The organism is Butyrivibrio sp. ob235 (assembly GCF_900109475.1).
Lineage (GTDB): Bacteria > Bacillota > Clostridia > Lachnospirales > Lachnospiraceae > Butyrivibrio.
The window spans coordinates 55,590-79,710 of sequence record NZ_FOBE01000020.1 but is presented as its reverse complement, the minus strand read 5'-3'; the positions used below and the strand labels follow the sequence as shown (position 1 = coordinate 79,710).

The following is a 24,121-nucleotide window of genomic DNA, read 5'->3' as shown; positions in this document are numbered from 1 at the left end:
CATCCAGCCTTTTTTTGTGTGTTTTTATGCATTTTTTATTAAATTTTATTAAAAAAATATTAAACGTAAAACAGCGCATTATTTGGCTGTATAATGTATATAGGTGGATATTTATTATATTGAAAGGAGTGTCGCTATGTCAAGGACAACTGAAAACAAGAAGAATAAGGTCAGTTTTTTCAAATCTATTCCGGTTCAGATTTTGTTCTTTAATATTCTGATGTTGCTGATATTTAACATAGTAAGCTACATTGTTAACGATGGAATATCATCCATGTCTGACAGTGCTCAGGGTATAATTGCCGGAGTAACCGAGCTGGTTCATAAAGAGGGAACAGTTAAGGAAGATCTGGCCAGGATTGACGGAACGATCCAGAGCGCACTGGGGCTATGGTCATATTACGCTGATGCTGATAAAGAGAGAATCGGAAGCGAGCTTAAATCCTACGAGAGCGAAGTGACCACTCTTGTAAAAGAAATCGGCGATGAGTTTACTATGTATGGCGATCCAAACGCAACGACACAGCTTGATGCTTCGGCAAAGGCTCTTATTGCGAACGTTGATGAAGTGTTCAATATCATGATGACAACCGGCGATGGACGTGTTGCCTCGGAGATACTTACCGGAGATTATATGACTAACATGGAAGGTGTCAAAGCAGGCATGACAACCCTTGATGCATCGGTGGATGCACTTCAGGGTAATGTTGTAAATTATATGGCACAGGCAAGAAGTAAGATAACTGTCATGAATGTAACAGGAATGGTTGTGTTTATCGTGTGCCTTCTTTTGAACCTCTATGTTTCATTTGTTCTTATCACCAAAGTTATTGTTAAGATTTCCGACTCTGTTCAGGAAATTATAAATGATATCAACGCCGGAAAGGGTGACCTTACAGCAAGAGTAAATGTTAAGACCGGAAATGAGCTTGTATTTATAAGAGACGGCATAAATGATTTTATTGAAACCCTGCAGGGCGTAATGAAAGATGTTAAGAGCGGAACACTCATTCTTACAGATTCCGCAGACAAGATGACCTCACAGATCGCTTTGGCTAACGACAACATCACCAACACATCAGCGGCGCTTGAGGAGCTTTCAGCCAGCATGGACAATGTGTCAACTACAGCTTCTCACATTAAGGAGCAGCTCAATGATGTAAGAGATGCGGTGGAGAGCATCAATGATGAGGTTGCTTCAGGAAAAGAGCGTGCAGGCGAGATCCAGAAGGAAGCTGATACCATTAAGAATGAGGCTATGCAGAAGAAGGAGAATACAGGTGCCAGAGTTGAGGCGCTCAGCAAGACCCTTGATGAGTCAGTAAAGGAAAGTGAGCAGGTTAATCAGATCGGAGAACTTACCAAGGTTATCCTCGATATAGCTTCCCAGACAAACCTTCTTGCACTTAACGCCAGCATTGAGGCTGCAAGAGCAGGTGAAGCCGGCAAGGGCTTTGCGGTAGTTGCGCAGGAGATCAGTGCACTTGCCGATAACAGCAGACAGACAGCCGGAAATATTCAGACTATAAGTGAGAATGTGACAAAGGCTGTTCAGGAGCTTTCGAATAATGCCATCGAGGTTGTAGATTTTATCAACAATACTGTTATTGCCGATTATGAAGCCTTTGTTGAGACAGGAGAGAAATACGAGAGTACAGCAGAGATAATGAATGAAATTCTTGAAGGCTTTACTGAGAAGGCAGACTCTCTTGATAACACAATGCACAGCATGGCAGACTCAATTCTTACAATCACCGATTCCGTTGAAGAGTCCACACAGGCCATCAGCCTTTCAGCTTCCAACTCTACGGAGATTGTGGGAGAAATTCAAGAAATCGGAGAGGCCATGGATAATAACAATCAGGTTACGAACAAACTTAGCGACAGTACAAAGAAGTTTATAAACGTATAATACTATTAGACAGCAAGTCAACAGAAAACGCCATCGAAACTGATGAAAAGTCAAAGGATCAGTAAAAAGGCAAAAACTATTTTTTATAAAGTAGCACTAGCATGGGACTTAAGAAATCATGTTAGGGCTATTTTATACTAATTTAAGAAAAGAAGAGTGCATAATATAGTACGATATTATTAGTAAGATTCGTAGAGTTTTTGCAGAGGGGGCACTCAGAATGAGATATATCAATGCGAAGAAAAGATTTATGGTTTCCGATGAGGATTGCATCAGTAGAAGTATCCAGTTCGCTGAAGAATCACTAAAAAGTATAGGCTTAAATAAAAAGCTCGTAATAAAGGCTATTCTGGTTGCAGAGGAGACGATTGCCCAGCTTATTAAAAAGATGCCTCCCAACGGTACATTTACTGTCTGTGTAAGGAAAATTCTTGGTGAGACGGAAGTGGTAATAAGGGCCAGAGGACCTGAATATAATCCGGATACAACAACCGCAGACGGGGTTGATAATTTAGAGAGGCTTGAGGATGAGGATGCGCAGGATGCAATAAGAGCGATCTTGCTGAAGGCACATGGCGAGGACTTCAAGGTAAGCTATAAAAACGGTGTCAACAAGATCAGAATTCTTGCAAGCGGTGCTGAATCTTCAATGCTTATTAACACAATGATCGGCCTTGTGCTTGGCCTTATTTTCGGAGTTCTTTTGCAGATGGTGATTCCGCCGCAGATTGCGGGAGGTATTTCAAAATATGCACTGGATCCCATAAAAACAGTCTTCATGAACTGCCTTAAGATGATAATCGCACCGGTTGTCTTTTTCTCAATCGTATCCTGTGTATCGCAGTTCAAAGACCTGTCCCAGCTTGGAAGAATTGGCGGCAAAGTAATGGGAGTGTATATGCTGACGACGGTTCTGGCTGTGCTGCTGTCGTTGGGTATTTCGATGCTTATTCACCCCGGGAACTTTGGATTTGCGCTATCCCTTTCGGAAGCGGCAGCAGACGTATCCGTTGATACGAATGTTGATACGTCGATTCTTCATACGATAATTGGAATATTCCCCTCGAACTTTGTACAACCATTCGTGGATTCAGATACCCTTAAGATAATATTCCTGGCATTTATATGCGGAATAGCAGTTGGAATGATCGGTGAATATTCGGCATTCCTAAAGAACTTTTTCGATGCCTGCAATTCACTTTTCCTTACAATAACAACGCTTGTCACAAAGATAATTCCTGTCGCTGTATTCTGCTCGGTAGCGCTCATGGTTAAGGACATGGGAGGTGCGTCGATTTTATCGGTGCTGGGGTTTGCCGGAACAGTTCTGTTTTCGATGTTTTGCATGATGCTTGTGTATGGTGTCCTGATTGCTATTATCGGAAGACTGAATCCCATACACTTCTATAAAAAGAATCGGGAAGGCATGCTTACGAGTTTTACGCTTGCATCAAGTAATGCAGCCATGCCGACAAACATGAGAACCTGTACCGACAAACTTGGAATATCTCCGAGAGTCTGCAGCTTCTCAATACCGCTAGGAGCAACCGTTAATATGGACGGAACCTGCATATTCCTAACAGCAGCGGGATTGTTCCTTGCCAGAGCTTACGGGATCAGTATTCCTCCGTCAGCCTACCTGTCTCTTATCATAACAATTATTTTGCTTTCGCTTGGATGCCCCGGAGTTCCCGGAGCTGCAATCGTATGCGTAGGCATAGTTCTTGTACAGATCGGTGTTCCGATTGAGTCGGTAGGACTTATAATCGGTATTCATCCCATTATCGACATGTTCGAAACGATGTCCAACACAACAGGAGACGTGGCTGCAGCCTTGATTGTAGCCAAAACAGAAGGCCTCCTCGACGTAGACCTCTATAAATCATGACAAACAGTTCCCCGGGTGATGAATACATATACCCGGGGAACGTTATTAAGGAGATAGTATCAGTTTTTGAATTTATCCAAATCCAATAGGTTTTCGGTTTTGGCAACTATGAGAGCGGCGGCAACATCGCCTGTAGTATTCGACATGGTATCGATCATGTCTATTATAGGGTGAATTCCCATCACAATTCCGATAGCTTCCAGAGGAACGCCAATCTGCCCCAAGACAATGCCGAGACACACAAGTCCGGATCCCGGCACACCCGGGCAACCGAGTGACAGTAGGATAATAGTGATAGCAAGTGAAAAGTACGATGAAGCAGGAATGCTGATTCCATAAGCTCTGGCAAGAAACAATCCTGCGGTTACCAGAAAAATACAAGCACCATCCATATTTACCGTGGCACCAAGCGGAATGGAAAAACTGCATACTTTCGGAGAAATCCCGAGTTTATCGGTGCAGATTCGCATATTGGTGGGCATTGCTGCATTACTTGATGAAAGAGTAAAACTCGTAAGCATGCCTTCTTTGTTCTTTTTATAAAACGTAAACGGATTCAGCCTTCCCATAATGGTAATCAGAATGCCATAGATTATGAGCATGCAGAATATGGCAAATAGCTGGGTAAAGAAAAATCCCAGAACCGAAAAAAGTGACTTCCCACCAAGATTTTTAACCATAATTGATGCAGAACAGAATACAGCGATAGGAATACATTTTGAGATTATTGTCGTTATAGTAAGGAAAAGTGAATTGCAGGCCTCGAAGAATTTTCCCAGAAACGATGAGTATTCACCGATCATCCCAACAGCTATTCCGGTCAGGGCAGCAAGGAAAATGATCTGCAGGGTATTGGAATCTACAAACGGCTGCAGAAAATTCGAAGGGAAAATGCCTACAATTGTGTGAAGAAGAGATGTATCGACAGTTGTATTCACTGATACATTTTGTGATACATCAGTAAGGGTAAGAGCAAATCCCAATTCTCCCGGTTTTATTAGCATAGAAATGCCCATGGCCATCAAAATAGCAAGCACTGTTGTAAACAGATACATGCTCATAACTTTGCCGCCGATCCTTCCGAGCTGGGATAAATCCTTAAACTGCGATATGCAGGATACGATCGAGAAAAAGACCACCGGTGCGATAATCATTTTAAGACAGTTCATGAAGACTGTTTTTACAGGATCCAGAGCATATTGTAAAATACCATCTGCAACCTGCGACGGAATTACTGTTTGCAACAGAACTCCGAAAATAAGTCCAAGCCCAAGACAGATCATAGTATTAATAAGCATTGAAGATTCTGCGCCGCCGGCGAGAATTCTGATCTTGTTGGTTCCGTTTTTATAACTTACTTTATAATTCTCACCATGGGCTTTTAGGAGTAAGGAACGTATTATGTCCTGAGCATCCTCATCTTCAAGCTTTTCGAGATTATCAATTCCATCTGCGACTGAAGTATCAGGATGATATTCGCTTCCTTTTGCAGTTATAACAACTTCCGCCTCGCCGAGCATTTTTCTCACACATACTGAAAAATGCCCATTTGGCGGTATCCTCTCTATGAGCTGAGCAATCGTTTCTTCTGCAATAAGAATAGTCTTTATCAAATGCTTTTTATTTAAATCAACACTCTTTAGGGTATCCTCAATAAAACCAATACTCTCTCTTATACAATCCTCATCAGACACCAAAAACACTTTTTTAGAATTAATAAATTTCAAAGCAAACTCCTCCTTGTATCAAAGTGAGAATTTTGCAACGAAGTCCTGGAGTTCCTGGGCGTTCTCGGCGAGCTTGTCGGAGGCTTCCGCAACCTCGTGGGTGGAAGCTGTCTGCTGCTGTGATGCAGCGGATACATTCTGAGTCTCGTCGGCAACGTTGGCGCTCATTTCCTCGATCTTCTGAATATTGTTGGCAATAGTCTCGGTACCGCCTGAAAGCTGGTCAACAATCTCACTCATGCGGGCACTCTGCTCGGATACAGAGTGAACACGGCTTACAATCTCGTTGAAGGTATTACCGGCCTCGTTAACGACTTCAGAACCTTCAATAACACTCTGGGCACCTTCTCGCATGGATTCTACAGCTTCTTCGGAGCTTGTCATTATATCACCGATAAGAGCAGTGATCTTGCTGGCTGCTTCGTTTGACTGATCTGCGAGCTTGCTGATTTCACTGGCAACTACAGAGAAGCCTTTACCCATTTCGCCGGCTCTTGCCGCCTCAATACTTGCATTGAGTGACAGGAGATTGGTCTGGCTAGCGATTTCTGCAATTGTATCAACGAAGGCGTCGATATTCTTTAGCTTATCGCCAAGACCTTCAACCATAGTAGCAGTATTTTCCACGGATTCTTTTATCGTATCCATCATGGCTGTTGCGCGGTTCATGTCGGCAGCACCCTTTGTAGCAGCTTCGTTTGTAGCATTTATCATGTCATTGGAGGTAACAATTGCATCCTGGAATTCCTGCATGTTATTGACAAATTGCTGAGTCTCAGTGCTTGCTCCGGATACAGCAGTAATCTGGCCGCTGCAGGAGTTAGCTACAACTGTGCAGGAGTTTGCAACCATTTCACTGGCCTGTGCTGACTGTGAAGCGCTTGCGGAAAGCTCCTCAGATGCAGATGCAACGTATGCTGTAGTATCTGAAATCTTTGCCATGAGTTCACGGATATTGGTATGCATGAGATCGAGGGCTTCAGAAATAAGACCAATCTCATTATTATGTGTTTTTAACGGACGAACCTTTTGTATGTCACTGTTATCGCTAAAGTCGCTGTTTGCCATTCGCTCCATCTCTTTTGCAACGAGAACAATGGGAGTACTGATCTTTTTGCCGATATAAAATGCAAGAATTATGCCGAGAATGATCATGACAATCAGCACGATAACTGACTTGATGATGGAGTTCCGCAGAGAAGCCTCTGCTTCAGCTTTATATTCTGCTTCGAGAGCATCGATGTGATCAATCCATACACCGGTTCCTACAACCCAGTTATAGGGCTCATAGAGCATAGTGTAACCCATCTTCGGGAGCGGCTCTGTCTCATCGGGCTTAGGAAAACTGAAATAGGAAAAACCACCGCCTGCCTTAGCATTTGCGATGAAATCCTTGATCATATATACGCCGTTGGGGTCGCAGGAATCTATACGACTTTTTCCCTCGGTATTCTCACGTCCCAGAAGCACGACATTGACACCTTCTGTGGTATCAATCCAGAAGTATCCGTCGCCGTCCATGTAGCGGAGTTCGCGGACATATTCAGCGGCGATTCGCATGGCATCGTCCTCTGTAATGGCACCGGCCTCTGCAGCTTTATGAACCTGTTCAATCAGGCTGACAACGTTCTGAACCTGATTTCGAAGCTCTGACTGCTGGTCCTCCAACAGCCTTTGTCTATATGCGGCGGTCTGCTTTTTTGTCGTAGCGATTGTGCTATTAATTGTAAAAAGCTCAATGATAATACCGGTCAGAATAACAGCACCGGCTATGACTGCAATTAAGACATACATTAAAGATCCATTACGTTTTCGCATTGTGATACCTCCATAAGAAAAATCGAACACAATTAAATCATAACAAAAACGGAATATGGATAAAATTAAGTAGATATAAAAATAGATTAAAACCTTATAAAATCATAGGGATTATATATGAGATTGGAAGAAATAAAAGATGGTCTGGCCTCAAAAAACCCATCCGAAAACGGATGGGTTAGTTGATTAATCATTTGTACACTTGCTGATTCTATATATTAAGAATAAGGCACATTGTAGTCTTGATTAAATGTTGCCGCTAATTAAAGCTTGTTTACGTTAACGGCCTGGGGTCCTTTTTCACCCTGGATTACGTCGTAATCAACTGCAGCGCCTTCGTCGAGAGACTTGAAGCCCTCCATGTTGAGTCCGGAATAATGTACGAATACATCATTGCCTGCCTCATCAGAAATGAAGCCGTAACCCTTCTGGTTGTTGAACCACTTAACTGTACCCTTGTTCATAGCTTACCTCCACTAAAAAATAAAAAATAGTTCTTATCGTCAAACGAGTACATCAATTGACGATATGTTGTATTAAAACAACATAATTAGGATATCATACAGGGCATTAAAAGTAAAGAAATTATTAAAATATTCGCGAAAAAAATCACAATTTACAATACTTATGATAGCATCACTTTACTTTAATTGTTTAGTGTGTTAAAATATGCAAGCAGTGAAGTGAATTGACGAAATAAAGTAAATTATGTTTCAACATATTTATTTGCTTTTTTGGATATAGTTGCTTCATTTTTTTATGCATTAGAGGGCAATGATATTTTTTATCACACGGAGGATAATAATGAATAAGAAAATTCGTACAGAGGCTGTTGATCACTTATTTGAGGCCATTCTGTCACTTGATGATAAGGAAGAGTGCTATAGCTTTTTTGAGGATCTTTGCACGGTTAATGAGCTTATGTCTCTTTCCCAGAGATTTGAAGTTGCAGCCATGCTCAGAAAGCATAAGACCTATCTCGAGATAGCAGAGAAGACCGGAGCTTCAACCGCCACCATCAGTAGAGTTAACCGCTCACTGAACTATGGCGACGACGGCTACGCTTTGGTATTCTCTAAAATGAAAGAACAGTAAGTGGTAAATCTTATCTCCCACGAAGAGAAGATAAAGATTAAAGCCTTCTCCCTTAGGGAGAAGGTGGCAGCAACGCTGCCGGATGAGGGAGAATAAAAAGCCCGCCGGAATATATATGATATTTCAAGCGATTATAGCTTTGCTAACGAGCGAGAAATTTCATATATATTTCGGCGGGCGTATTATATTAAGTAGCAGCAGCTCTTTCTTTGGCTGTTTCAGCAGAGGTCTTTTCTGCGGTCATCTTGCATTGTCCCTGGAAAATTGCATTCTCATCGATTACAAGAGTTTTTGCAGCCAGGTCTCCGACAAGTTTTCCGGTATCGCTGATCTCAACTTTACCCTGTGAGCAGTTTACGTTGCCCTGGATTTCGCCTGCAAGGAAAAGGTTTGTAGCGGTAACTGCGCCTACGATTTTTCCTTCCTGACCAAGAATGAGTGATCCGCCTACGGAAACATTGCCGTTGATGGTGCCATCAACCCTTGTGCTCTCCTTAGCGGTGAACGGACCATCCAAAGTAGCGCCGGATGCGATAAACGTTGTTATCGGCTCCGCAGCAACATCAATTGAACCGTCTGATTTTGAACTGTTAAAAAGTGCCATTGTATTCCTCCTATTTTAGCGGCTTTATTAACCGTTAATCTCAACCATCTCTTCGGGATTGACAAAAACCCCGTCCTGCTTGATCTGATATCCAAGTTTTGTATTATTTTCTCCGACAACGAAAAGTGTAGCTCCCTTGGCAACACTGTCACCTTCGTGAACGAGGCTCTCGCCGGCATTTCTGTAAATTGTTATATAGCCGTTGCCGTGGTCGATCGTCACACTGTTTCCGTATTTTACATCTGCAGTAACGCTGGTTACTGTGCCGGAAGCTGAAGCAATTATAGTAGAGTTGGCCTCGGTGGTAAGAATGAGGATGGGATCAAGTCCTGTGGTATCAACAGGAGTCTTCTCTGCATCTTCGCCCTCCGCACCTTCTTCGTCAGCGTTTTCTTCGCCGCCGTCCGCCTGAAGTTCAATCTCGCTAGAATTAGGATCGTCGTAGGAATTCTCCATCGATGCTGTTCCTGAGATAGGAAGAAGAGAGGGGATGTACTGCTGCTGTTCCTCGGCTGCGGTCTGAGCCTCCGCCTCAACCTTCTGATTGAGCGCCTGACTGAGCTGAGATACTTCATTCTCAAGCTCGGAGTTTTTCTGAATGAGTTCCTTGTTTGCTGTATCGAGTTCCTCTATCTGAGCACTCTGCTGGACTGTATATTTTTTCAGAGATGAGAGTGTGATAGCTGAGTGGATGACATAACATATGAGGAATAAAAAGATCGCAAATATGGAAAATGCCAGAACCTGAGCTGCTACATGTCCCACATGGAAGCTTCCGCTGCTCCCGTCGGAATCCCCCGAAATAATCATAAATGTGTAGTGGCGTTTATGCCTGTGTTTTTTTGGTTTATTAATATCTGCCATAAAAACCCCCATTAAAATTCAACTTATAATAGCATATATTATTAAAAAATCCAAGATATAGTTGTTTGAAAAATGCGGACCGCTAAATCTGCCATTTTCATTTGAGAAACCCCGAAATATCCCAAACGTTTACATAACAATGAAAAGATACTATAATATGAAAGATTAACATCTTGTTTATGTTGATTTCGAAATACTATTATTTGGAAGTGAGGTTACACATTATGGCATTATTAAAAGAGTGGCGCGATATGGCTTATTCAGAGAAAGCTGATAAGGCCCAGCTGCAGAAACTTTGGACAGATTATTTTCAGAAGGAAAAAGAGATCTATGCAGAGCTTCTTAAGAATCCCGACGAAGTTGTAAAGGGAACAGTTAAGGAGCTTGCTGAGAAATATAGCATCGATATCATGACAATGACAGGTTTCCTTGATGGAATCAACGATTCACTTAAGGAGCAGAACGACATCGAAGCAATGGAAGAGGACACAGAGGTTCAGCTTGGCTTCGATAAGGAACTTCTCTACAAGAACATGGTAGCAGCAGGTGCTGACTGGCTTTATGGCCTTGAGGAGTGGAATGATATCTTCTCAGAGGAGAAGCAGAAGGAGCTCTACAAGGAGCAGAAGGCTTCACAGACCGTACGCAAGGAGAACAAGGTTTATCCCAATGATCCCTGCCCGTGCGGAAGTGGCAAGAAGTACAAGAAGTGCCACGGTAAGGGTAAGTTCTAAGAGAGGGTAAACTCTGATATAAAAGGACCCCTCATCCGTCTGCTAACGCAGACACCTTCCCCCCAAGGGGAAGGCAGGAGATAAGCCTTCTCCTACTGGGAGAAGGTGGCGCGAAGCGCCGGATGAGGGGCTTTTAATAAAAAATAACTGTACCCGGTAGGTACGGAAGGAGAGAACAATGACAAAAGAAGAATTCAAAGAAGTGTACCGCCATTCATTGGCACACATCCTGGCAAAAGCCGTAATCGAGCTTTACGGTGAGGAGACACAGTACGCAATTGGTCCGCAGGTGGCAGACGGTTGCTATTATGACTTTGTTTTGCCTAAGGCTGTTACTGAGGATGATTTCAAGACCATCGAGGATAAGATGCGCGAGATCATCAAGAGAAGAGAGGACTGGACAAGAAAAGAGGTGTCCAAGGCTGAGGCTCTCGAGATTTTCAAAGGTCAGAAATTCAAGACCGAGCTTATCGAGGACCTTCCCGAAGGTGAGACAATCACTACATATAATACAGGTGATGATTTCATCGATCTTTGCCGCGGACCTCACGTTGAGAACTCTCAGGAGCTGATGAATGTTTCCTATAAATTGAAGGCCGTATCAGGTGCTTACTGGAGAGGTGATGAGAAGAGAGATTCCATGACTAGAATCTACCTCTACGCTTTCCCTTCAAAGGATGAGCTTAAGGCTCACCTCAAGATGATCCAGGAAGCTTTGGAGCGCGATCACAAGAAGATCGGCGCTCAGCTTGACCTTTTCATGTTTGATGAGACTGCTCCCGGAATGCCTTACTGGCTTCCCAGAGGCTGGAAAATGTACCAGAAACTCCTCAAGTTCTCAAGAGATATTCAGGAGAGACATGGCTACACAGAGATCGCTGCTCCCCTTATCGATAATAAGAAGCTGTGGCTCATCAGTGGTCACTGGGCTCACTACATCAACAACATGTTCATAGTGCCCGGAATCGCAGGTCACGTTCAGGCTGATACAAATATTCCGGATGTAGCAGAGAGTATGGATGAGGATGCACCTAAGGCTCCCGTAAAGATTGAGAGAGGCTCGGTTATCTACAACAGAGAAGCGCTTGATACAATGGGCGCTAAGCCGATGAACTGTCCTAACGCTATGATGACTTACAAGAGAACAGTTCATTCCTATAAAGAGCTTCCTATCCGCTACAGCGAGTATGATGTTCTTCACAGAAAAGAGAAGTCAGGACAGATGAACGGTCTTTTCCGCGTTCAGGAGTTCAGACAGGATGATGACCATACATTCGTAATGGAGTCACAGATCCAGGATGAGATTGCAGATATCATCTCAATTGCAGACGAGATCTACAAGACATTCGGTGTAACTTACAGAGCAGAGTTTTCAACACGTCCCGAGGACTTCATGGGCGATATCGAGGTTTGGAACAGAGCTGAGGCTGCTATTAAGAGCATTCTTGATAAGAAATATGGCGAGGATGGCTATGAGATAAATGAAGGCGACGGTGCTTTCTACGGTCCCAAGATCGACCTTCAGATTAAGGATGCGCTCGGAAGAGAGTGGCAGTGCGGAACAGTACAGCTTGACTATCAGCTGCCTCACAACTTTGGCCTTACATATCAGGCTCAGGACGGAAGCCTTGAAATGCCTGTTGTAATCCACAGAGCAATTTACGGATCACTTGAGAGATTCATTGGTATCATTATCGAGAACTTCAAGGGTGCTTTCCCGTTCTGGCTCAGCCCTTATCAGGTAGGTATCGTTCCTATCCGCGTAGAGCACAATGAGTATGCTAAAAAGGTTGCAGATCTTCTTTACGAGAACGGCATCGATGTTGAGGCTGATTACTCCGACAACAACATGAAGGAGAAGATCAAGAAGTTCAAGAACTACAAGGATCCTTACATCATCGTACTCGGTGACAAGGAGGCAGCTGAGAACACTGTTTCAATCAACGTTCGCGGCTCCAACAAGCAGATTCAGAACGTACCTCTCGATAAGTTCGTTGAGATGTGCAAGAAGATGAACGCTGAGCACACGCTTGAGCTTATTGATACTGTAGAGTAAAGAACTAATCAGAAATAAACGCCTTCCCCCACTGGGGGAAGGTGGCGCGAAGCGCCGGATGAGGGGATTAATGACACTCCTTAACGATTCAAAAGAAAAGTGGGACAAAGCCGAAATAATCTGCGGAAGTCTTCTATACCTGATTTCTTCAGCAATGATTATCTTTTCAGCATATCTTTGCTTTAGTCCCGACATATGGTACGACGAGCTCTTTAGCATGCAGCTTGCCACTAAGCCTGTTTCTGAGATGGTTAAATTAACAGCGGCGGATGTTCACCCGCCGCTGTATTATATTATCGTCCATTTCGTGATTAAGGCGCTCATACCCTTTGGCAATTCCTTCATGTCATCCGGACTTGTAAATAGCGGAGCTGCCCTGGGGAGCATGCAGATCATGTATGCAAAACTGGCGAGTGTAATTCCGCTGTTCATTCTCTTTCTGTATGCGCTCACCATCATCAGAAAGCGCTACGGAATTCTCGTGGGAGGACTTTTTTCCTGCGCTGTGATTGCAATGCCGCAGATGGCTGATTATGCGGTTGAAGTGCGTATGTACAGCTGGGTTATGCTTTTTGTGACAGCACTTTGCATACACGCCGGGCCGTTTATTGAGACTGAAAAGGATAAGCAGATAAAGGGACTGAAGTGGGGGAAGATTTTTCCGTTATTTATATATGGGCTGTTAGCCTGCTATACTCAGTACTATGCTGCTGTCGCAGTGGCTGCGGTATATCTGTTCCTGATCATTTGGTCGGTTCGGAAAAATGTATATCAGCTTGGGATAATACTTATCAGCGCCAATATGACTGCAGTTTGCTATGTGCCCTGGATAAGCGTGGTGCTGTCGCAGGCGAGATCAGTCTCATCCAATTACTGGATTCAGCCGCTGTCTCTAAGGAGCTTTGGCGGAATTATCAAGTTCCTGATGAAGCCCGGATTTTTTAATGATAAACTCGCTACTGTTCTGGCAGTTGTGATGTTTGTGCTGGTGGCAGCAGTGGTATTTTGCAATATCAGGGACTCCTATATGTGGCTCTGCTTCATGCCGATAATCGGAATTATTGCCTTTGGCTTTGCTGTGTCATTTTTACTTAGACCTGTTTTTATATACAGGTACATGATTCCGGCTATGGGAGCTATGTGGCTTTCAGTACTGATTGCTGCTAAGCGGCTCCTTAATGGAGAACGTGGAAAACTCCTATTTGCAGGACTTCTTCTATATACATTGATGACTATTTTCTGCATCAGAGACTTTTGGGCTTTCCGTGGAAATGAGCTCTATAAACGTGTTAATATGGTACAGACGGAGCAGTTCTGGAAGGATATATATGAAGGCAACGGTTCTGAAGACACCGATGAAGACTCGCTTTCGGAGAAGCCGATACTAATCTGTAATTTTGAACAGGTAGCGGCTCTTTCAATGTACTATGCGAATGGATACTGTGACATAGTGGGAGAGGCGGGAAAAGAGCTTCCGGTACAGGTTTATCTATACGGAGCGATAACGGATAGCATTCTTGAGAGTACTTTACCGGGGATACAGGTTATAAGTGAATACCCGGAAGTTCAGGAGCTTGTGGACAGTGGAAGGAGAGTGCTTTTCATTGGAAGCTTTAATTCCCGAGAGGACATTCTGAAGGACTGGAAGGAATCACCTGCCGGAATCGAAAATAAGAACATTGGCAGCTATTTGAATGAGCGATATTGGTTTGATGTGTTTGAACTATCGCGAAAATGAGAAGACAGACAAGAGGATAGCTGATTACAGAAAGATTATTTCTATAGATATATAGGAGAGACATTTGAGAAAAAGATTTTTATCAATTATCTTCATACTTACGGTATTCACGCTTGGGAACAGCAGGATTAGCACGCTGGCTTCGGCAGGTGCGGGCGCGGTTCTGGATGACATGATTAAGGATGCGGATTCTGAGAATTCTTCCGGATCAGGTGATGAATCCAAGGTCGGAGGTATGTCAAAGCTTCCGGAAGCACTTGCCTGTACGTTTTTCGTGCCTATGGGATTTAAGGCCTCAGATGAACCCGGAGTATTTGTAAATGAGCACTATCCGCTGGAATCCGCAAACATTACTTACGAGGTTTCGGTTCTTCCGGAAAAGAAGATTCTTACCAATGCTCAGAGGGCAGCAGGGGAATCCGAGGATGCTACCAACATCGAGTATAGGTATGATGAACTCACCGCAGAGATGTATGAGACTATTCAAAAGGAAAACTACGAAAGTCTCTACGGAGAAAACATCGGCTTCACTCTGGAATCCTTTGAAAATATGGAGTATGACGGCTTCCCGGGATATATGATAAGGACATCTTTTACCCCGGAGAACACGCAGACAATCCACCAGGCTACCGCAATAGTTCTATCCAAAAACAAGGTCTTCACAATCGTCTTTTCAAGGGCAGAGGATGATGACTTTGAGGACAAATGCACACAGACACTGGATACAATACATGTTCTTGCTAAGAAGTAACCGCTCGTTTGAGCGGTTTTTCTATTATATACGATGGGGATAGTTTTTCTTTTGAGGACCGATTTTGGGAAACGTGAGAAGTCGCTTTTGTTAACTTTAACCTTTATAAAAATAGATATCAACGATAAAAAGAATATTCTATGTCAGGTGTGCGGAAACTAAATTTGCTGATACAAAGAGAAATATCAGGAAAATAGAAGAGTTTAAGGGAATTATTAAATTTTGAATATAAAGAAATTCGTTTATAAATATTTTAGAATTAGTCTGATTGACGGAAACTAAATCCGAGAATACACTACAGTTACTGTTTTTGTTCTGCGACAAAACATATTTCGGCAAACTATGGGTGACCATAGGACGCAAAGCTATAGGGACTTTTATTACGAAGTCAGCCAGTTGCACTTTCTGAGAACCTTAGCTTTGCGAAGCGAAGGTTTTTTAGAAAGGGGATTTGTTCATTATGAATCGAATCAAATCAATTCTCGCTATTGCTTTGACAATGTTAATTGTCTTTTCCGGCGTTTCGCCGACTTCTATGTCAGTAATGGCAAAGAAGTCATCTTCAGGGGAAAAATCAATTACCCTCAATTATTCCCAGTACACACTTAAGAAGGGCAAAAAAGTAAAGCTTAAGGCAACAACCTCTTCTAAAAAGAAGTCAGTTGTATTTAAGAGTAAGAACCCCAAGGTAGCAACCGTTGACAGCAAGGGCAACGTAAAGGCTGTAAAAAAGGGAAAAACAGTTATTACAGCTACAATAAAGGGCACAAAGAAAAGTGCAAAATGTACTATTTATGTAGGTTCACCCGTAAGCACTGTATCCATTGGGGATCAGCAGATAGAACTTAATGCGGGACAGAATTATCAGGTAACAGCAAAAGTAGAACCCTTGGATGCTTCTATTAAAACAGTAAGCTTTAAGAGTTCAGATGAGTCTGTTGCATCAGTTTCAGAATCAGGACTTATTGTTGCCAAAGCAGAAGGAACTGCAACAATAACAGCAACAGCCGATGACGGAAGTAAGAAAAACGCATCTTTACTTGTTAAGGTAAACGGTTCAACACAAAATGACAAAGACTCCAAGGATTCAAAGGATTCAAAGGATTCCAAGGATGCAAATAATACAAATAATACAAATAATACAAATGGCACAAATGGCTCAGGTGAGTCCGGTAACTCAGGTGGATCATCAGAGTCAACCATAGGTTCCGCATCAAAGAATTCAGACCTTGTAACTTTAACTGCTTCAAGTAATAGTGTTGTAGCAGGAACCACAGACAATACGGTATATTTATATGCCACAGTCGCTGTAAATGTAGATAAAGTTGAACTCTATGACTCCAATGGCAACTTTGTAAAAGCGATGGAGGATGACGGAGTTTATAAAGATAGCGGCGATGATATGAAGGGAGACCAGATTTACTCTGCTTACAAAAGGTTTGTATCAGGTAATAACGGTCGTTACAGCTATTATGTAAAGGCATATGTGGGATCAGAGGAGATAACCTCTGACACAGTTGATATTGATGTTGTTTCCGTAATGTCCGCTGAAAATAGAGAAGAGATGACAGCAGCGGATAATGCCATCGAAGAGGTAACGGAAACTCTTAATCCAAATGCCACCATCGAAGTAAAAAAGACAGCAGTTCAGAATGTCTTAAATGAACAGAAAAACTCCGGAAATATTAAATCTGTCGGAACATTTGACAGTGAATCAAATGTTATAACCTTTGAATATACTGATGGCACCACAGGTGCAGTATCTCTTGAAGAGAATACAATTAAGAGTAATGGTACCGGAAAAGTTCGTAATCCCAAGGGAAGCGGACTCTGGGATACAATGATTAAGTCGGAATCTCTTGCACCGATTGTGCGTAACAGCTCAAATACTGCAGGATCAATCGGAAAAGCTATCATATACTTCGGTTTTAGCGGAAGTAATGAAGTAGGCTGGAGAAAGGCATATTATAACGACGAAGTCATTCCGGAACTGAATGGAATGGGACTGACAACAACTATGAAGGAAGCTACCTTAAAAGACTTCAAAGCTATGTCAGCCTATGATGTTATTGTTTTCAGTATGCATGGATCCTCTTATGGAAATGATCTTTTCATGTGTACCTATGAAGAGGTTACTGATGCTAAGGATAACGCATATTATGCAGATCTGATAAAGGGCAGAGTAGTAAGAACTATACTTATGGATGGTAAAACTTACTACTGGGCTAAGCCATCATTCTTCACTGCAAACCTTGGTGTTAGTGCACTGAACGGAAAAGTGCTTTTCTCTGAGACCTGTGATTTTATGGGCGAGGGAACGGCTGTAAATAATCAATTTTCATCAGCGTTCTTAGGACGCGGAGCAAGTACGGTTGTGGGCTTCCATAATTCAGTTCTTGCAATCTATAGCAGAAATCTTATGAAGGCATTTGTTACAGGACTTGCTTCCGGTAAGACAACAGGCGACGCATTCGCAAGTGCAACGGCAACATACGGGGTAAATGACGGACACGGAGCATACCCTATACTTTCAGGATCAACCAATACTGTGCTGTTCACAGATGATTTCAAAAACGGAAGCTTTGAATTAACACCTGCTTTGACAGAATGGTATCATCTTGGTGATGCAAGAACCATAACAGGACTTGCAGAATTATCACCCACTCATGGAAAAAAGATGGCGATACTTACAACCGGTATCGGATCATCCTCCTCTTCTTACGACACACAGAAGAATGAGGGTACAGAGGGAAGTGTTCTTTCGCAGACCTTTGTGGTTCCGTCGGATGCAAGCACACTCAGCTTTACCTATAATGTGGTATCCGAAGAGCCTCTGGAATATGTTAATACTGAGTTTGACGATAAATTTATTGCCCGTCTCCTTGATACAAACGGAAATCTGATTGTAGAGCTTGCACGTGAAGAGGTTAATACTTCCACATGGTATGAGATATTTAATATCGATTTTGATGACGGTGACGATACTGTTTATCATACTAAGTGGAAGGATGTTTCCTACGATTTGTCTTCGCTCAGAAATCAGAGAGTAACACTTGAATTCGTGACATTTGATGAGGGCGATTCCGTATTTGATACAGTAGGCATAATTGATAATGTGGTTGTAAAATGATGAAAAATGCAGTTCGGACGGTTATACTGATTACGATAATTTCATGCTCCATTATTTGCGGATGCAACCGCAGGGTAACCGATAACGGTGATAAGGAGGCAGTGACAAATATGAGCGGCAATAGTATTAGTGTTGTTTCGGAAAGAGTGACGAACGTTTTGAAAAATGCCACCTCGGAGGATGCCGCGTTGTCAGGATTAAGCGAAGAATTGGAAGCATTAACGAAGGAGGGATATATTCTGGACTATAAGATTGATTATCCCAAAGCAGTGAAGGTGACCTATTCGGATTCCACGGAAGGAATGATCATGCTTACACCGTTTGATACTAACTACAACTAAAAATATGAGGCGCAGGGATTAGTTCCCGGCGCCTCTTTTTGTTTCAAGTAAAACTTCTTTCGCAAAAGCCTTTGACTTTTTATGCGGAGAGCTTATCACTCTCATCGAATTTTTCTACCTTGGGTATGCTCCTGTAGATGACTACTGAAAGAACAGCGAAGGCTGCAAATAATACAAGAGCCAGGATTTGATTTAAATCCTCCTTTACAAGATTTGACAATATCATCGAAAAACTGTTGTTAACAATGTGTCCGATCATTGCAGGAACGATGGACTCGTACTTGTAAGCAGTGAATGCAAGCGCTGCGCCGATCGGAATAGCATATAAACTCTGAACGGGATTCATGTGCATCAGGCCAAACATTACAGCTGAAAGCACTGTGCATCCTACGATACCGAAAGCCTTCTTTGATTTTTGAAGAATTACTCCTCTGAAGCACAGTTCTTCTGCGACAGGTCCCAGAAGCATAACTGTAAGCATGCCGATGGTCTTATTGCCATCAGTTATAGCACCTATCAAACTGCTAAATAAATCTCCGCTGCCGGGAATCAGTACCGTTACGAGCCAGCCGATTACTGCAGCCAGAAAATAAGCGGCAAAGGTCAGCGAAAGAATAAAGCCGATATCCTTAAGACTGGCAATCTTTTTGAAGCCGGACTCGTAGGTTCTAAGCTCTTTTGCTTTCTTGACATAACTTCTGTAATACCAGATTCCGAAAACAAGAATGCAGACAATTTCTGCGATGAACTGAACCACCGGCATAACGCTCATAACATAAGCTGTAATTGCTGCTGCATCTGTGGCAGCTTCCGGATTCATAATCGGTGCAATGATGGATGCAACCAATCCAACTACGGCCTGGATAGCCAGAAACAGTAACATTAATCCCAGTGCAACAAGCACTGCTTTTCCTTTGCTCCCCTTTGTATTCATAACATTTTCTCCTTTCATACAACACCCCTCATTTCTTTAGAATATACATATATAATACAGCTAAACAGCAATCTTGAAAACTTTATAAAATAACATTGTGCACTTTGCGTTTTTTACTATATATGGTAAAATAAATAAATTAGCAGACGATATATAGTGTTTGATTCTTGTATGGGGGGTATTATGGCAGGAATAGAGCTTCTATTATTTATCTGTGTTCTCATTTGTCCTGTGATAGCGGCGATTGCAGGATTTATTCTTATGAAAAATCCACCGAAAGAAATCAATGATACCAAGGGGTACAGAACGAAAAGATCCAAGAGCAGCCAGGAGGCTTGGGATTTTGCGAATACCTATAGCGGCAGAAATACTATGATCTATGGGATAGTAGCACTGGTACTTAGTGGAATAGCCTATGTTTTGGTTGTGAAAAATGCAGGCTTTAATCCACTTGCAGCAATGGTGCTTATTATTTTGGTACAGATGGTTGTCATGATAATCGTTATGATTGTTCCGACGGAGAAAAAGTTGAAAGAAAAGTTTGGGGAGTAAAATCAAACACTTCTGACATGACTTTAATGAGTGGGGGGAGACTCAGTTGAAGAGTGTTTACAACAAAGAAGCACTGAATAGGATTGCGGCTCAGGATAAACTGGACAGGATGATTGTCCTTGTTTCGCCTGCGGTTTGGGTCTCTATTTTCGGTGCTTTTATTATTATCGGAGGACTTCTTGTCTGGGGATTTTTTGGAAAACTCCCTACAAGTGTTGATACTGACGGAATCTACCTAAATGCTGAGGGTGCGAATTACATCTATTCACAGACTGAAGGCTTTGTCGTCTCTGTTAATATCAAGGACAATGATGTGGTTCATAAGGGCGACATAGTTGCGACAGTCGGAGATGAAGATGATATTTACCGAATCAAGCAGCTTGATACCCGCATACAGTATGTCGAGAATATGACCTTTGACTCGGAAATGGACATTGTTACTTCGGATACAGAGCAGATGGCTCAGATAAAGCTTTCCGCAAAGCAGGCTGACCAGGATGCACTAAGCACAGAGGCGGAGCTGCAGCTCAAGAAGGAAAAACTGAAGGAAGCACAGACCCTTGCGAATGAAAAAGAACAGCAGATGCTTGATTTTAAGCAGCAGTTTTTTGCGACACTGAATGTTACGGATCAGGAACCGCAGGTAAAGTATAACGAGGCAAGTACCGATTACGAAAATTGTTCGCAGAGATACGAAACAGCAAAGGCAAACTATATCAGCCTCAAGGAAACTTATTATTCCGCGAAGGAGATATTTGATGCCCAGTACTTCGATTTTGATGCTCTTGAGCATACCGAGGCGGAAAGAAATGCTTTCGAAGCAGCCCTTGCTGATGTGGAAGCCAAGGAAGCTGCTGCAAATGATGCCGAGTATCTTATGCAGGAAGCCGAGGAGAATGTTGAGACTGCTAATAATGAGCTGGACAGTGCAAGAAAAGCTTATCTTGAATATGTAAATTCTCTTTCCGAGACCACGGCCAATAATACTATTGCATCAACCGAATACTCAGAGGTCCTTCAGGATTATGCGTCCGCCAAAGCAGCATATAAAGCTCTTAAGGATGAGATAGATGAGCTTGAGCTTAAGAGTGTTCTGGCAGAGGGGGATATGAAGGTCAATGAAGAAAATTATGAGCAGCAGTTTAACAATCAAAAATCAGCTACGCTCATCGATCTTCAGGCTCAGAGAGATTCGCTTTTAAATAAGGCTTCAAAAGGCCTTATAAAATCAAATGTAGAAGGTAAAGTCTATGATGTTTCCATTGCGGAAGGACAGGGAATCGGAGTAGGAGGAAAAGTGGCAGCGTTGCTTTCCGGAAGTCTTGATGATGATATTGCGGTTTGCTACGTAAGACTTGAAGATGCCTTTAAGCTTAAACCGGGCATGAGTGCATATATTTTCCCTTCAACCGTTGACCGTCAGGAATATGGTCATATTCAAGGGTATGTTGAATCTATAGCAAGCCATGTCGCTTCTCAGGAAGACCTGCAGATGCAGATTGCAAGCGAAGAGGTTGTTAAGCGCTTCGAAAACGAAGGCCCGGTGGTTGAAGTCAGATGCAAGATGGTCTATGACCCCAATAGCAAGAGCGGCTACACCTGGAGTACAAATAAGGGAAATGATATTGAACTGTCCACAGGAACTGTTATTTCGGTAACTATTATAACCGAGGAAAAGAAACCTATAGACCTGCTTATACCGTACATCAAGAATAAGCTTGATTTTCGTGAGGCTGAAGATGGAAAACAATAATAATCCTTCTCCCGAGGAGATCGCACGAAAATATCATAGGGCAAGTGAAAAGAAAAAGAAGAAAAGGGTAAAGGTGATCTATGCCAGGACGCCCACTGTCTATCAGATGGAAGTCAATGAGTGCGGAGCAGCTTCCCTTTCAATGATACTGCAGTATTACGGCAAGTATGTTCCGCTTGAGGAGCTGCGCGTTGAGACGGGTGTTTCACGAAATGGCTGTAACGCGAAGAATATATATCTTGCGGCTGAAAAATACGGCCTCGAGGTTGTGGCAAGTCAGCGCGATTTAAGATCTATGCTTCAAAAGAACCGGCCGCCCTGCATTATTCATTGGAATTTCTCTCACTTTGTCGTTTTTGAAGGATTACACTTTGGATCCTTTTATATAAACGATCCTGCACAGGGGCGCAGAAAGCTAACCTATGAGGAACTTGAAGAAGGGTATTCGGGAACGGTACTTGCATTTAAACCAACCGAGGACTTTACAAGGGCCGGGAAAAAGCGTACGCTTTGGAGCTTTATGAAAAAGCGCCTCGAAGGTCAGGAAAAGACAATGGTTGCACTCTTTTTGATCGGGATTGCACTGATTTTACCCGGAATTCTGACGCCGGTATATTCCCAGGTGTTTCTGGACAGTATTCTTGTTAAGCACAAGATCACCTGGATGAAATGGCTGATTCTTTTCATGATTGTGACAGCCTTGTATTCGGCATATTTTACATATCTCAATTCTAAAATAGCGCTACTGCTCAGGGCCAAAACAAGTCTGATGACTACTGACCACATGATCGCTCATATGCTGCGGCTTCCAATGGTTTTTTATGAACAGCGCTATGCCGGAGATCTGGTGTCGAGAGTATACAACAACATGGCTGTTTCAGCTTTCCTTTCGGGACAGTTTGTAACGGTATTTATAAATGCGATAACCAGTATTATCTACCTATTACTTATGATAGGTTACTCACCCAAGCTGTCGCTTATTGCTTTGGCATCGTCGTTGATTTCGATGGTTGTGGCGATAAGGGTTTCAGACAAGATCAGAACCATGACCATGAAGTTCGGCATGGATACAGGAAAACTGCAGGGTGCTCTCTATAACGGACTATCTTCCTCATCGAGCCTTAAAGCAGTAGGTGCCGAGGGCGAATATGTCGGAAGACTTATGGGATATTACACAGAGGTAAATATAAATGATCAGAAGCTTGGAAAAACCCAGGCTATGCTGGATGTTATCCCACAGAGTATGGGGCACGTAACCACGGTAATCATGCTTATTCTGGGAAGTATAGAAGTAATTGAAGGAAATATGACTCCGGGTATGCTGCTGTGCTTTAACGGTTTTCTTGCGGCGTTTACCTCACCGTTTAACAGTATTGTCAGCTTTATCAGGTCACTTCAGCAGGTGAAAAATGACATGATGCGTGTTGACGACATCATGAATTATAAGATAGAAAATCGCTATGCATCCGAGAGTATTGCGACTGAAGGAGACAGTAAGCTAAAGGGGCGCATAGTTATGGAGGACGTAACCTTTGGCTACAACAAGATGGACGAAGCGCTTATAAGGAAGTTCAATCTTAAGGCAGAGCCCGGTCAGTCAATTGCTCTTGTAGGGGCAAGCGGCTGCGGCAAATCAACCGTATCCAAGCTCCTTAGCGGCCTATACGAGCAGTGGGAAGGCAACATTTTATTTGATGACAGCAAAATAGAAAGTATAAGTCCGGAGGTGATTTCAAGCTCGGTATCGGTTGTGACTCAGCAGATATCACTGTTTGACGGAACTATATATGAAAACATCAGCGGGTGGAACAGCGCGATAACGCAGGAACAGATAATAAGAGCGGCCAAGGATGCCTGTGTGCATGATGACATAGTAAAGAAAAACGGTGGCTACGGATACCGTTTGAAGGACAACGGTTCAAATATTTCAGGAGGCCAGAGACAGAGAATTGAAATTGCAAAAGCACTGGCAACGAATCCGACAGTTCTGATTATGGATGAAGCAACCTCTGCGCTTGATACCGTAACCGAGAAAGAAATAATCGACAACATAAAGAGAAGGCATTGCACCTGCATAGTTGTAGCTCAGCGTCTTTCGACTATTCGTGACTGCGATGAAATAATCGTCCTGGAGCACGGTCGTATCAAAGAGAGAGGAACGCATGAAGAACTTGTAGCCATGCAGGGGTTATACAAAAAACTAATTTCAGAATCGGCGTAATTT

At 42.8% G+C, this 24,121-nt stretch carries 18 protein-coding genes and 1 riboswitch; of the genes, 12 read left to right on the top strand and 6 right to left on the bottom strand.

Annotation, left to right across the window (positions count from 1 at the left end):
- The first annotated feature begins 136 nt into the window (after positions 1–136).
- Positions 137–1,912 carry a methyl-accepting chemotaxis protein gene (locus BMW61_RS13870; protein WP_091822997.1) on the top strand — a complete coding sequence of 592 codons (1,776 nt, stop codon included), beginning with the start codon at positions 137–139 and terminating at the stop codon, positions 1,910–1,912.
- A 220-nt stretch (positions 1,913–2,132) separates the two neighbouring features.
- Positions 2,133–3,800: a dicarboxylate/amino acid:cation symporter gene (locus BMW61_RS13865; RefSeq protein WP_022761583.1), complete on the top strand. Its 1,668-nt coding sequence runs from the start codon at positions 2,133–2,135 to the stop codon at positions 3,798–3,800.
- A 59-nt stretch (positions 3,801–3,859) separates the two neighbouring features.
- Here the strand turns inward: BMW61_RS13865 and BMW61_RS13860 are convergent, their stop codons facing one another.
- The 3 genes from BMW61_RS13860 to BMW61_RS13850 all read right to left on the bottom strand — a co-directional run bounded on the left by BMW61_RS13860 (position 3,860) and on the right by BMW61_RS13850 (position 7,809).
- Complete coding sequence (locus BMW61_RS13860) at positions 3,860–5,527, bottom strand: dicarboxylate/amino acid:cation symporter (protein WP_091822994.1); 1,668 nt, start codon at positions 5,525–5,527, stop codon at positions 3,860–3,862.
- 18 nt (positions 5,528–5,545) lie between these two features.
- Positions 5,546–7,345 carry a methyl-accepting chemotaxis protein gene (locus tag BMW61_RS13855; protein ID WP_026671271.1) on the bottom strand — a complete coding sequence of 600 codons (1,800 nt, stop codon included), beginning with the start codon at positions 7,343–7,345 and terminating at the stop codon, positions 5,546–5,548.
- A 263-nt stretch (positions 7,346–7,608) separates the two neighbouring features.
- Positions 7,609–7,809 (bottom strand): cold-shock protein, encoded by a 201-nt coding sequence (locus BMW61_RS13850; RefSeq protein ID WP_022761586.1) that lies wholly within the window; start codon positions 7,807–7,809, stop codon positions 7,609–7,611.
- Between the two features lie 340 nt (positions 7,810–8,149).
- Between BMW61_RS13850 and BMW61_RS13845 the strand changes: the two genes are divergently transcribed.
- Positions 8,150–8,440, top strand: a complete 291-nt coding sequence (locus BMW61_RS13845) for a YerC/YecD family TrpR-related protein (RefSeq protein ID WP_022761587.1) — start codon at positions 8,150–8,152, stop codon at positions 8,438–8,440.
- Between the two features lie 187 nt (positions 8,441–8,627).
- On the opposite strand, the gene BMW61_RS13840 is transcribed toward BMW61_RS13845, so the two are convergent.
- Positions 8,628–9,044, bottom strand: coding sequence for a bactofilin family protein (locus tag BMW61_RS13840; RefSeq protein ID WP_091822991.1), 417 nt, complete (start codon positions 9,042–9,044; stop codon positions 8,628–8,630).
- Between the two features lie 27 nt (positions 9,045–9,071).
- Positions 9,072–9,908: a peptidoglycan DD-metalloendopeptidase family protein gene (locus tag BMW61_RS13835; RefSeq protein ID WP_026498673.1), complete on the bottom strand. Its 837-nt coding sequence runs from the start codon at positions 9,906–9,908 to the stop codon at positions 9,072–9,074.
- A 224-nt stretch (positions 9,909–10,132) separates the two neighbouring features.
- Between BMW61_RS13835 and BMW61_RS13830 the strand changes: the two genes are divergently transcribed.
- From BMW61_RS13830 to BMW61_RS13805, 6 genes are all read left to right on the top strand, one after another.
- Entirely contained in the window at positions 10,133–10,642 is a 510-nt protein-coding gene (locus tag BMW61_RS13830) for an SEC-C metal-binding domain-containing protein (RefSeq protein WP_022761591.1), read from the top strand.
- Positions 10,643–10,820: 178 nt separating this feature from the next.
- Positions 10,821–12,698 carry a threonine--tRNA ligase gene (locus BMW61_RS13825; protein ID WP_091822989.1) on the top strand — a complete coding sequence of 626 codons (1,878 nt, stop codon included), beginning with the start codon at positions 10,821–10,823 and terminating at the stop codon, positions 12,696–12,698.
- A 70-nt stretch (positions 12,699–12,768) separates the two neighbouring features.
- The gene (locus tag BMW61_RS13820; RefSeq protein ID WP_091822986.1) at positions 12,769–14,436 is read left to right on the top strand and encodes a hypothetical protein; all 1,668 of its coding nucleotides are present in this window, start codon (positions 12,769–12,771) and stop codon (positions 14,434–14,436) included.
- A 64-nt stretch (positions 14,437–14,500) separates the two neighbouring features.
- The gene (locus BMW61_RS13815) at positions 14,501–15,187 is read left to right on the top strand and encodes a hypothetical protein (RefSeq protein ID WP_022761594.1); all 687 of its coding nucleotides are present in this window, start codon (positions 14,501–14,503) and stop codon (positions 15,185–15,187) included.
- Between the two features lie 324 nt (positions 15,188–15,511).
- A riboswitch (cyclic di-GMP riboswitch) is annotated at positions 15,512–15,591 on the top strand.
- Positions 15,592–15,647: 56 nt separating this feature from the next.
- The gene (locus BMW61_RS13810) at positions 15,648–18,317 is read left to right on the top strand and encodes an Ig-like domain-containing protein (protein ID WP_091822983.1); all 2,670 of its coding nucleotides are present in this window, start codon (positions 15,648–15,650) and stop codon (positions 18,315–18,317) included.
- Positions 18,314–18,658 (top strand): hypothetical protein, encoded by a 345-nt coding sequence (locus BMW61_RS13805; RefSeq protein ID WP_091822980.1) that lies wholly within the window; start codon positions 18,314–18,316, stop codon positions 18,656–18,658. Before BMW61_RS13810 ends, BMW61_RS13805 begins: the two co-directional genes overlap by 4 nt.
- 79 nt (positions 18,659–18,737) lie before the next feature.
- Here the strand turns inward: BMW61_RS13805 and BMW61_RS13800 are convergent, their stop codons facing one another.
- A complete protein-coding gene (locus BMW61_RS13800; protein WP_091822977.1) occupies positions 18,738–19,610 on the bottom strand; it encodes a CPBP family intramembrane glutamic endopeptidase in 873 nt (290 codons plus the stop codon).
- A gap of 165 nt (positions 19,611–19,775) precedes the next feature.
- Between BMW61_RS13800 and BMW61_RS13795 the strand changes: the two genes are divergently transcribed.
- Genes BMW61_RS13795 through BMW61_RS13785 form a run of 3 tightly spaced genes read left to right on the top strand, consistent with a single transcriptional unit; the run spans position 19,776 to position 24,118 of the window.
- Positions 19,776–20,144: an SdpI family protein gene (locus BMW61_RS13795; RefSeq protein WP_175475212.1), complete on the top strand. Its 369-nt coding sequence runs from the start codon at positions 19,776–19,778 to the stop codon at positions 20,142–20,144.
- A 46-nt stretch (positions 20,145–20,190) separates the two neighbouring features.
- The gene (locus tag BMW61_RS13790) at positions 20,191–21,897 is read left to right on the top strand and encodes a biotin/lipoyl-binding protein (RefSeq protein ID WP_091822972.1); all 1,707 of its coding nucleotides are present in this window, start codon (positions 20,191–20,193) and stop codon (positions 21,895–21,897) included.
- The gene (locus tag BMW61_RS13785; protein ID WP_091822969.1) at positions 21,884–24,118 is read left to right on the top strand and encodes an NHLP family bacteriocin export ABC transporter peptidase/permease/ATPase subunit; all 2,235 of its coding nucleotides are present in this window, start codon (positions 21,884–21,886) and stop codon (positions 24,116–24,118) included. The genes BMW61_RS13790 and BMW61_RS13785 overlap by 14 nt, the downstream gene beginning before the upstream one ends.
- The last annotated feature ends 3 nt before the right edge of the window (positions 24,119–24,121 follow it).

Bases quoted from the DNA above. Each gene is read 5' to 3' on its own strand.
- BMW61_RS13835 (WP_026498673.1), bottom strand. From the start codon at position 9,908: ATGGCAGATATTAATAAACCAAAAAAACACAGGCATAAACGCCACTAC.
- BMW61_RS13820 (WP_091822986.1), top strand. From the start codon at position 12,769: ATGACACTCCTTAACGATTCAAAAGAAAAGTGGGACAAAGCCGAAATA.
- BMW61_RS13800 (WP_091822977.1), bottom strand. From the start codon at position 19,610: ATGAAAGGAGAAAATGTTATGAATACAAAGGGGAGCAAAGGAAAAGCA.
- BMW61_RS13795 (WP_175475212.1), top strand. From the start codon at position 19,776: ATGGCAGGAATAGAGCTTCTATTATTTATCTGTGTTCTCATTTGTCCT.
- BMW61_RS13805 (WP_091822980.1), top strand. From the start codon at position 18,314: ATGATGAAAAATGCAGTTCGGACGGTTATACTGATTACGATAATTTCA.
- BMW61_RS13850 (WP_022761586.1), bottom strand. From the start codon at position 7,809: ATGAACAAGGGTACAGTTAAGTGGTTCAACAACCAGAAGGGTTACGGC.
- BMW61_RS13865 (WP_022761583.1), top strand. From the start codon at position 2,133: ATGAGATATATCAATGCGAAGAAAAGATTTATGGTTTCCGATGAGGAT.
- BMW61_RS13830 (WP_022761591.1), top strand. From the start codon at position 10,133: ATGGCATTATTAAAAGAGTGGCGCGATATGGCTTATTCAGAGAAAGCT.
- BMW61_RS13825 (WP_091822989.1), top strand. From the start codon at position 10,821: ATGACAAAAGAAGAATTCAAAGAAGTGTACCGCCATTCATTGGCACAC.
- BMW61_RS13840 (WP_091822991.1), bottom strand. From the start codon at position 9,044: ATGGCACTTTTTAACAGTTCAAAATCAGACGGTTCAATTGATGTTGCT.
- BMW61_RS13785 (WP_091822969.1), top strand. From the start codon at position 21,884: ATGGAAAACAATAATAATCCTTCTCCCGAGGAGATCGCACGAAAATAT.
- BMW61_RS13870 (WP_091822997.1), top strand. From the start codon at position 137: ATGTCAAGGACAACTGAAAACAAGAAGAATAAGGTCAGTTTTTTCAAA.
- BMW61_RS13810 (WP_091822983.1), top strand. From the start codon at position 15,648: ATGAATCGAATCAAATCAATTCTCGCTATTGCTTTGACAATGTTAATT.
- BMW61_RS13845 (WP_022761587.1), top strand. From the start codon at position 8,150: ATGAATAAGAAAATTCGTACAGAGGCTGTTGATCACTTATTTGAGGCC.
- BMW61_RS13855 (WP_026671271.1), bottom strand. From the start codon at position 7,345: ATGCGAAAACGTAATGGATCTTTAATGTATGTCTTAATTGCAGTCATA.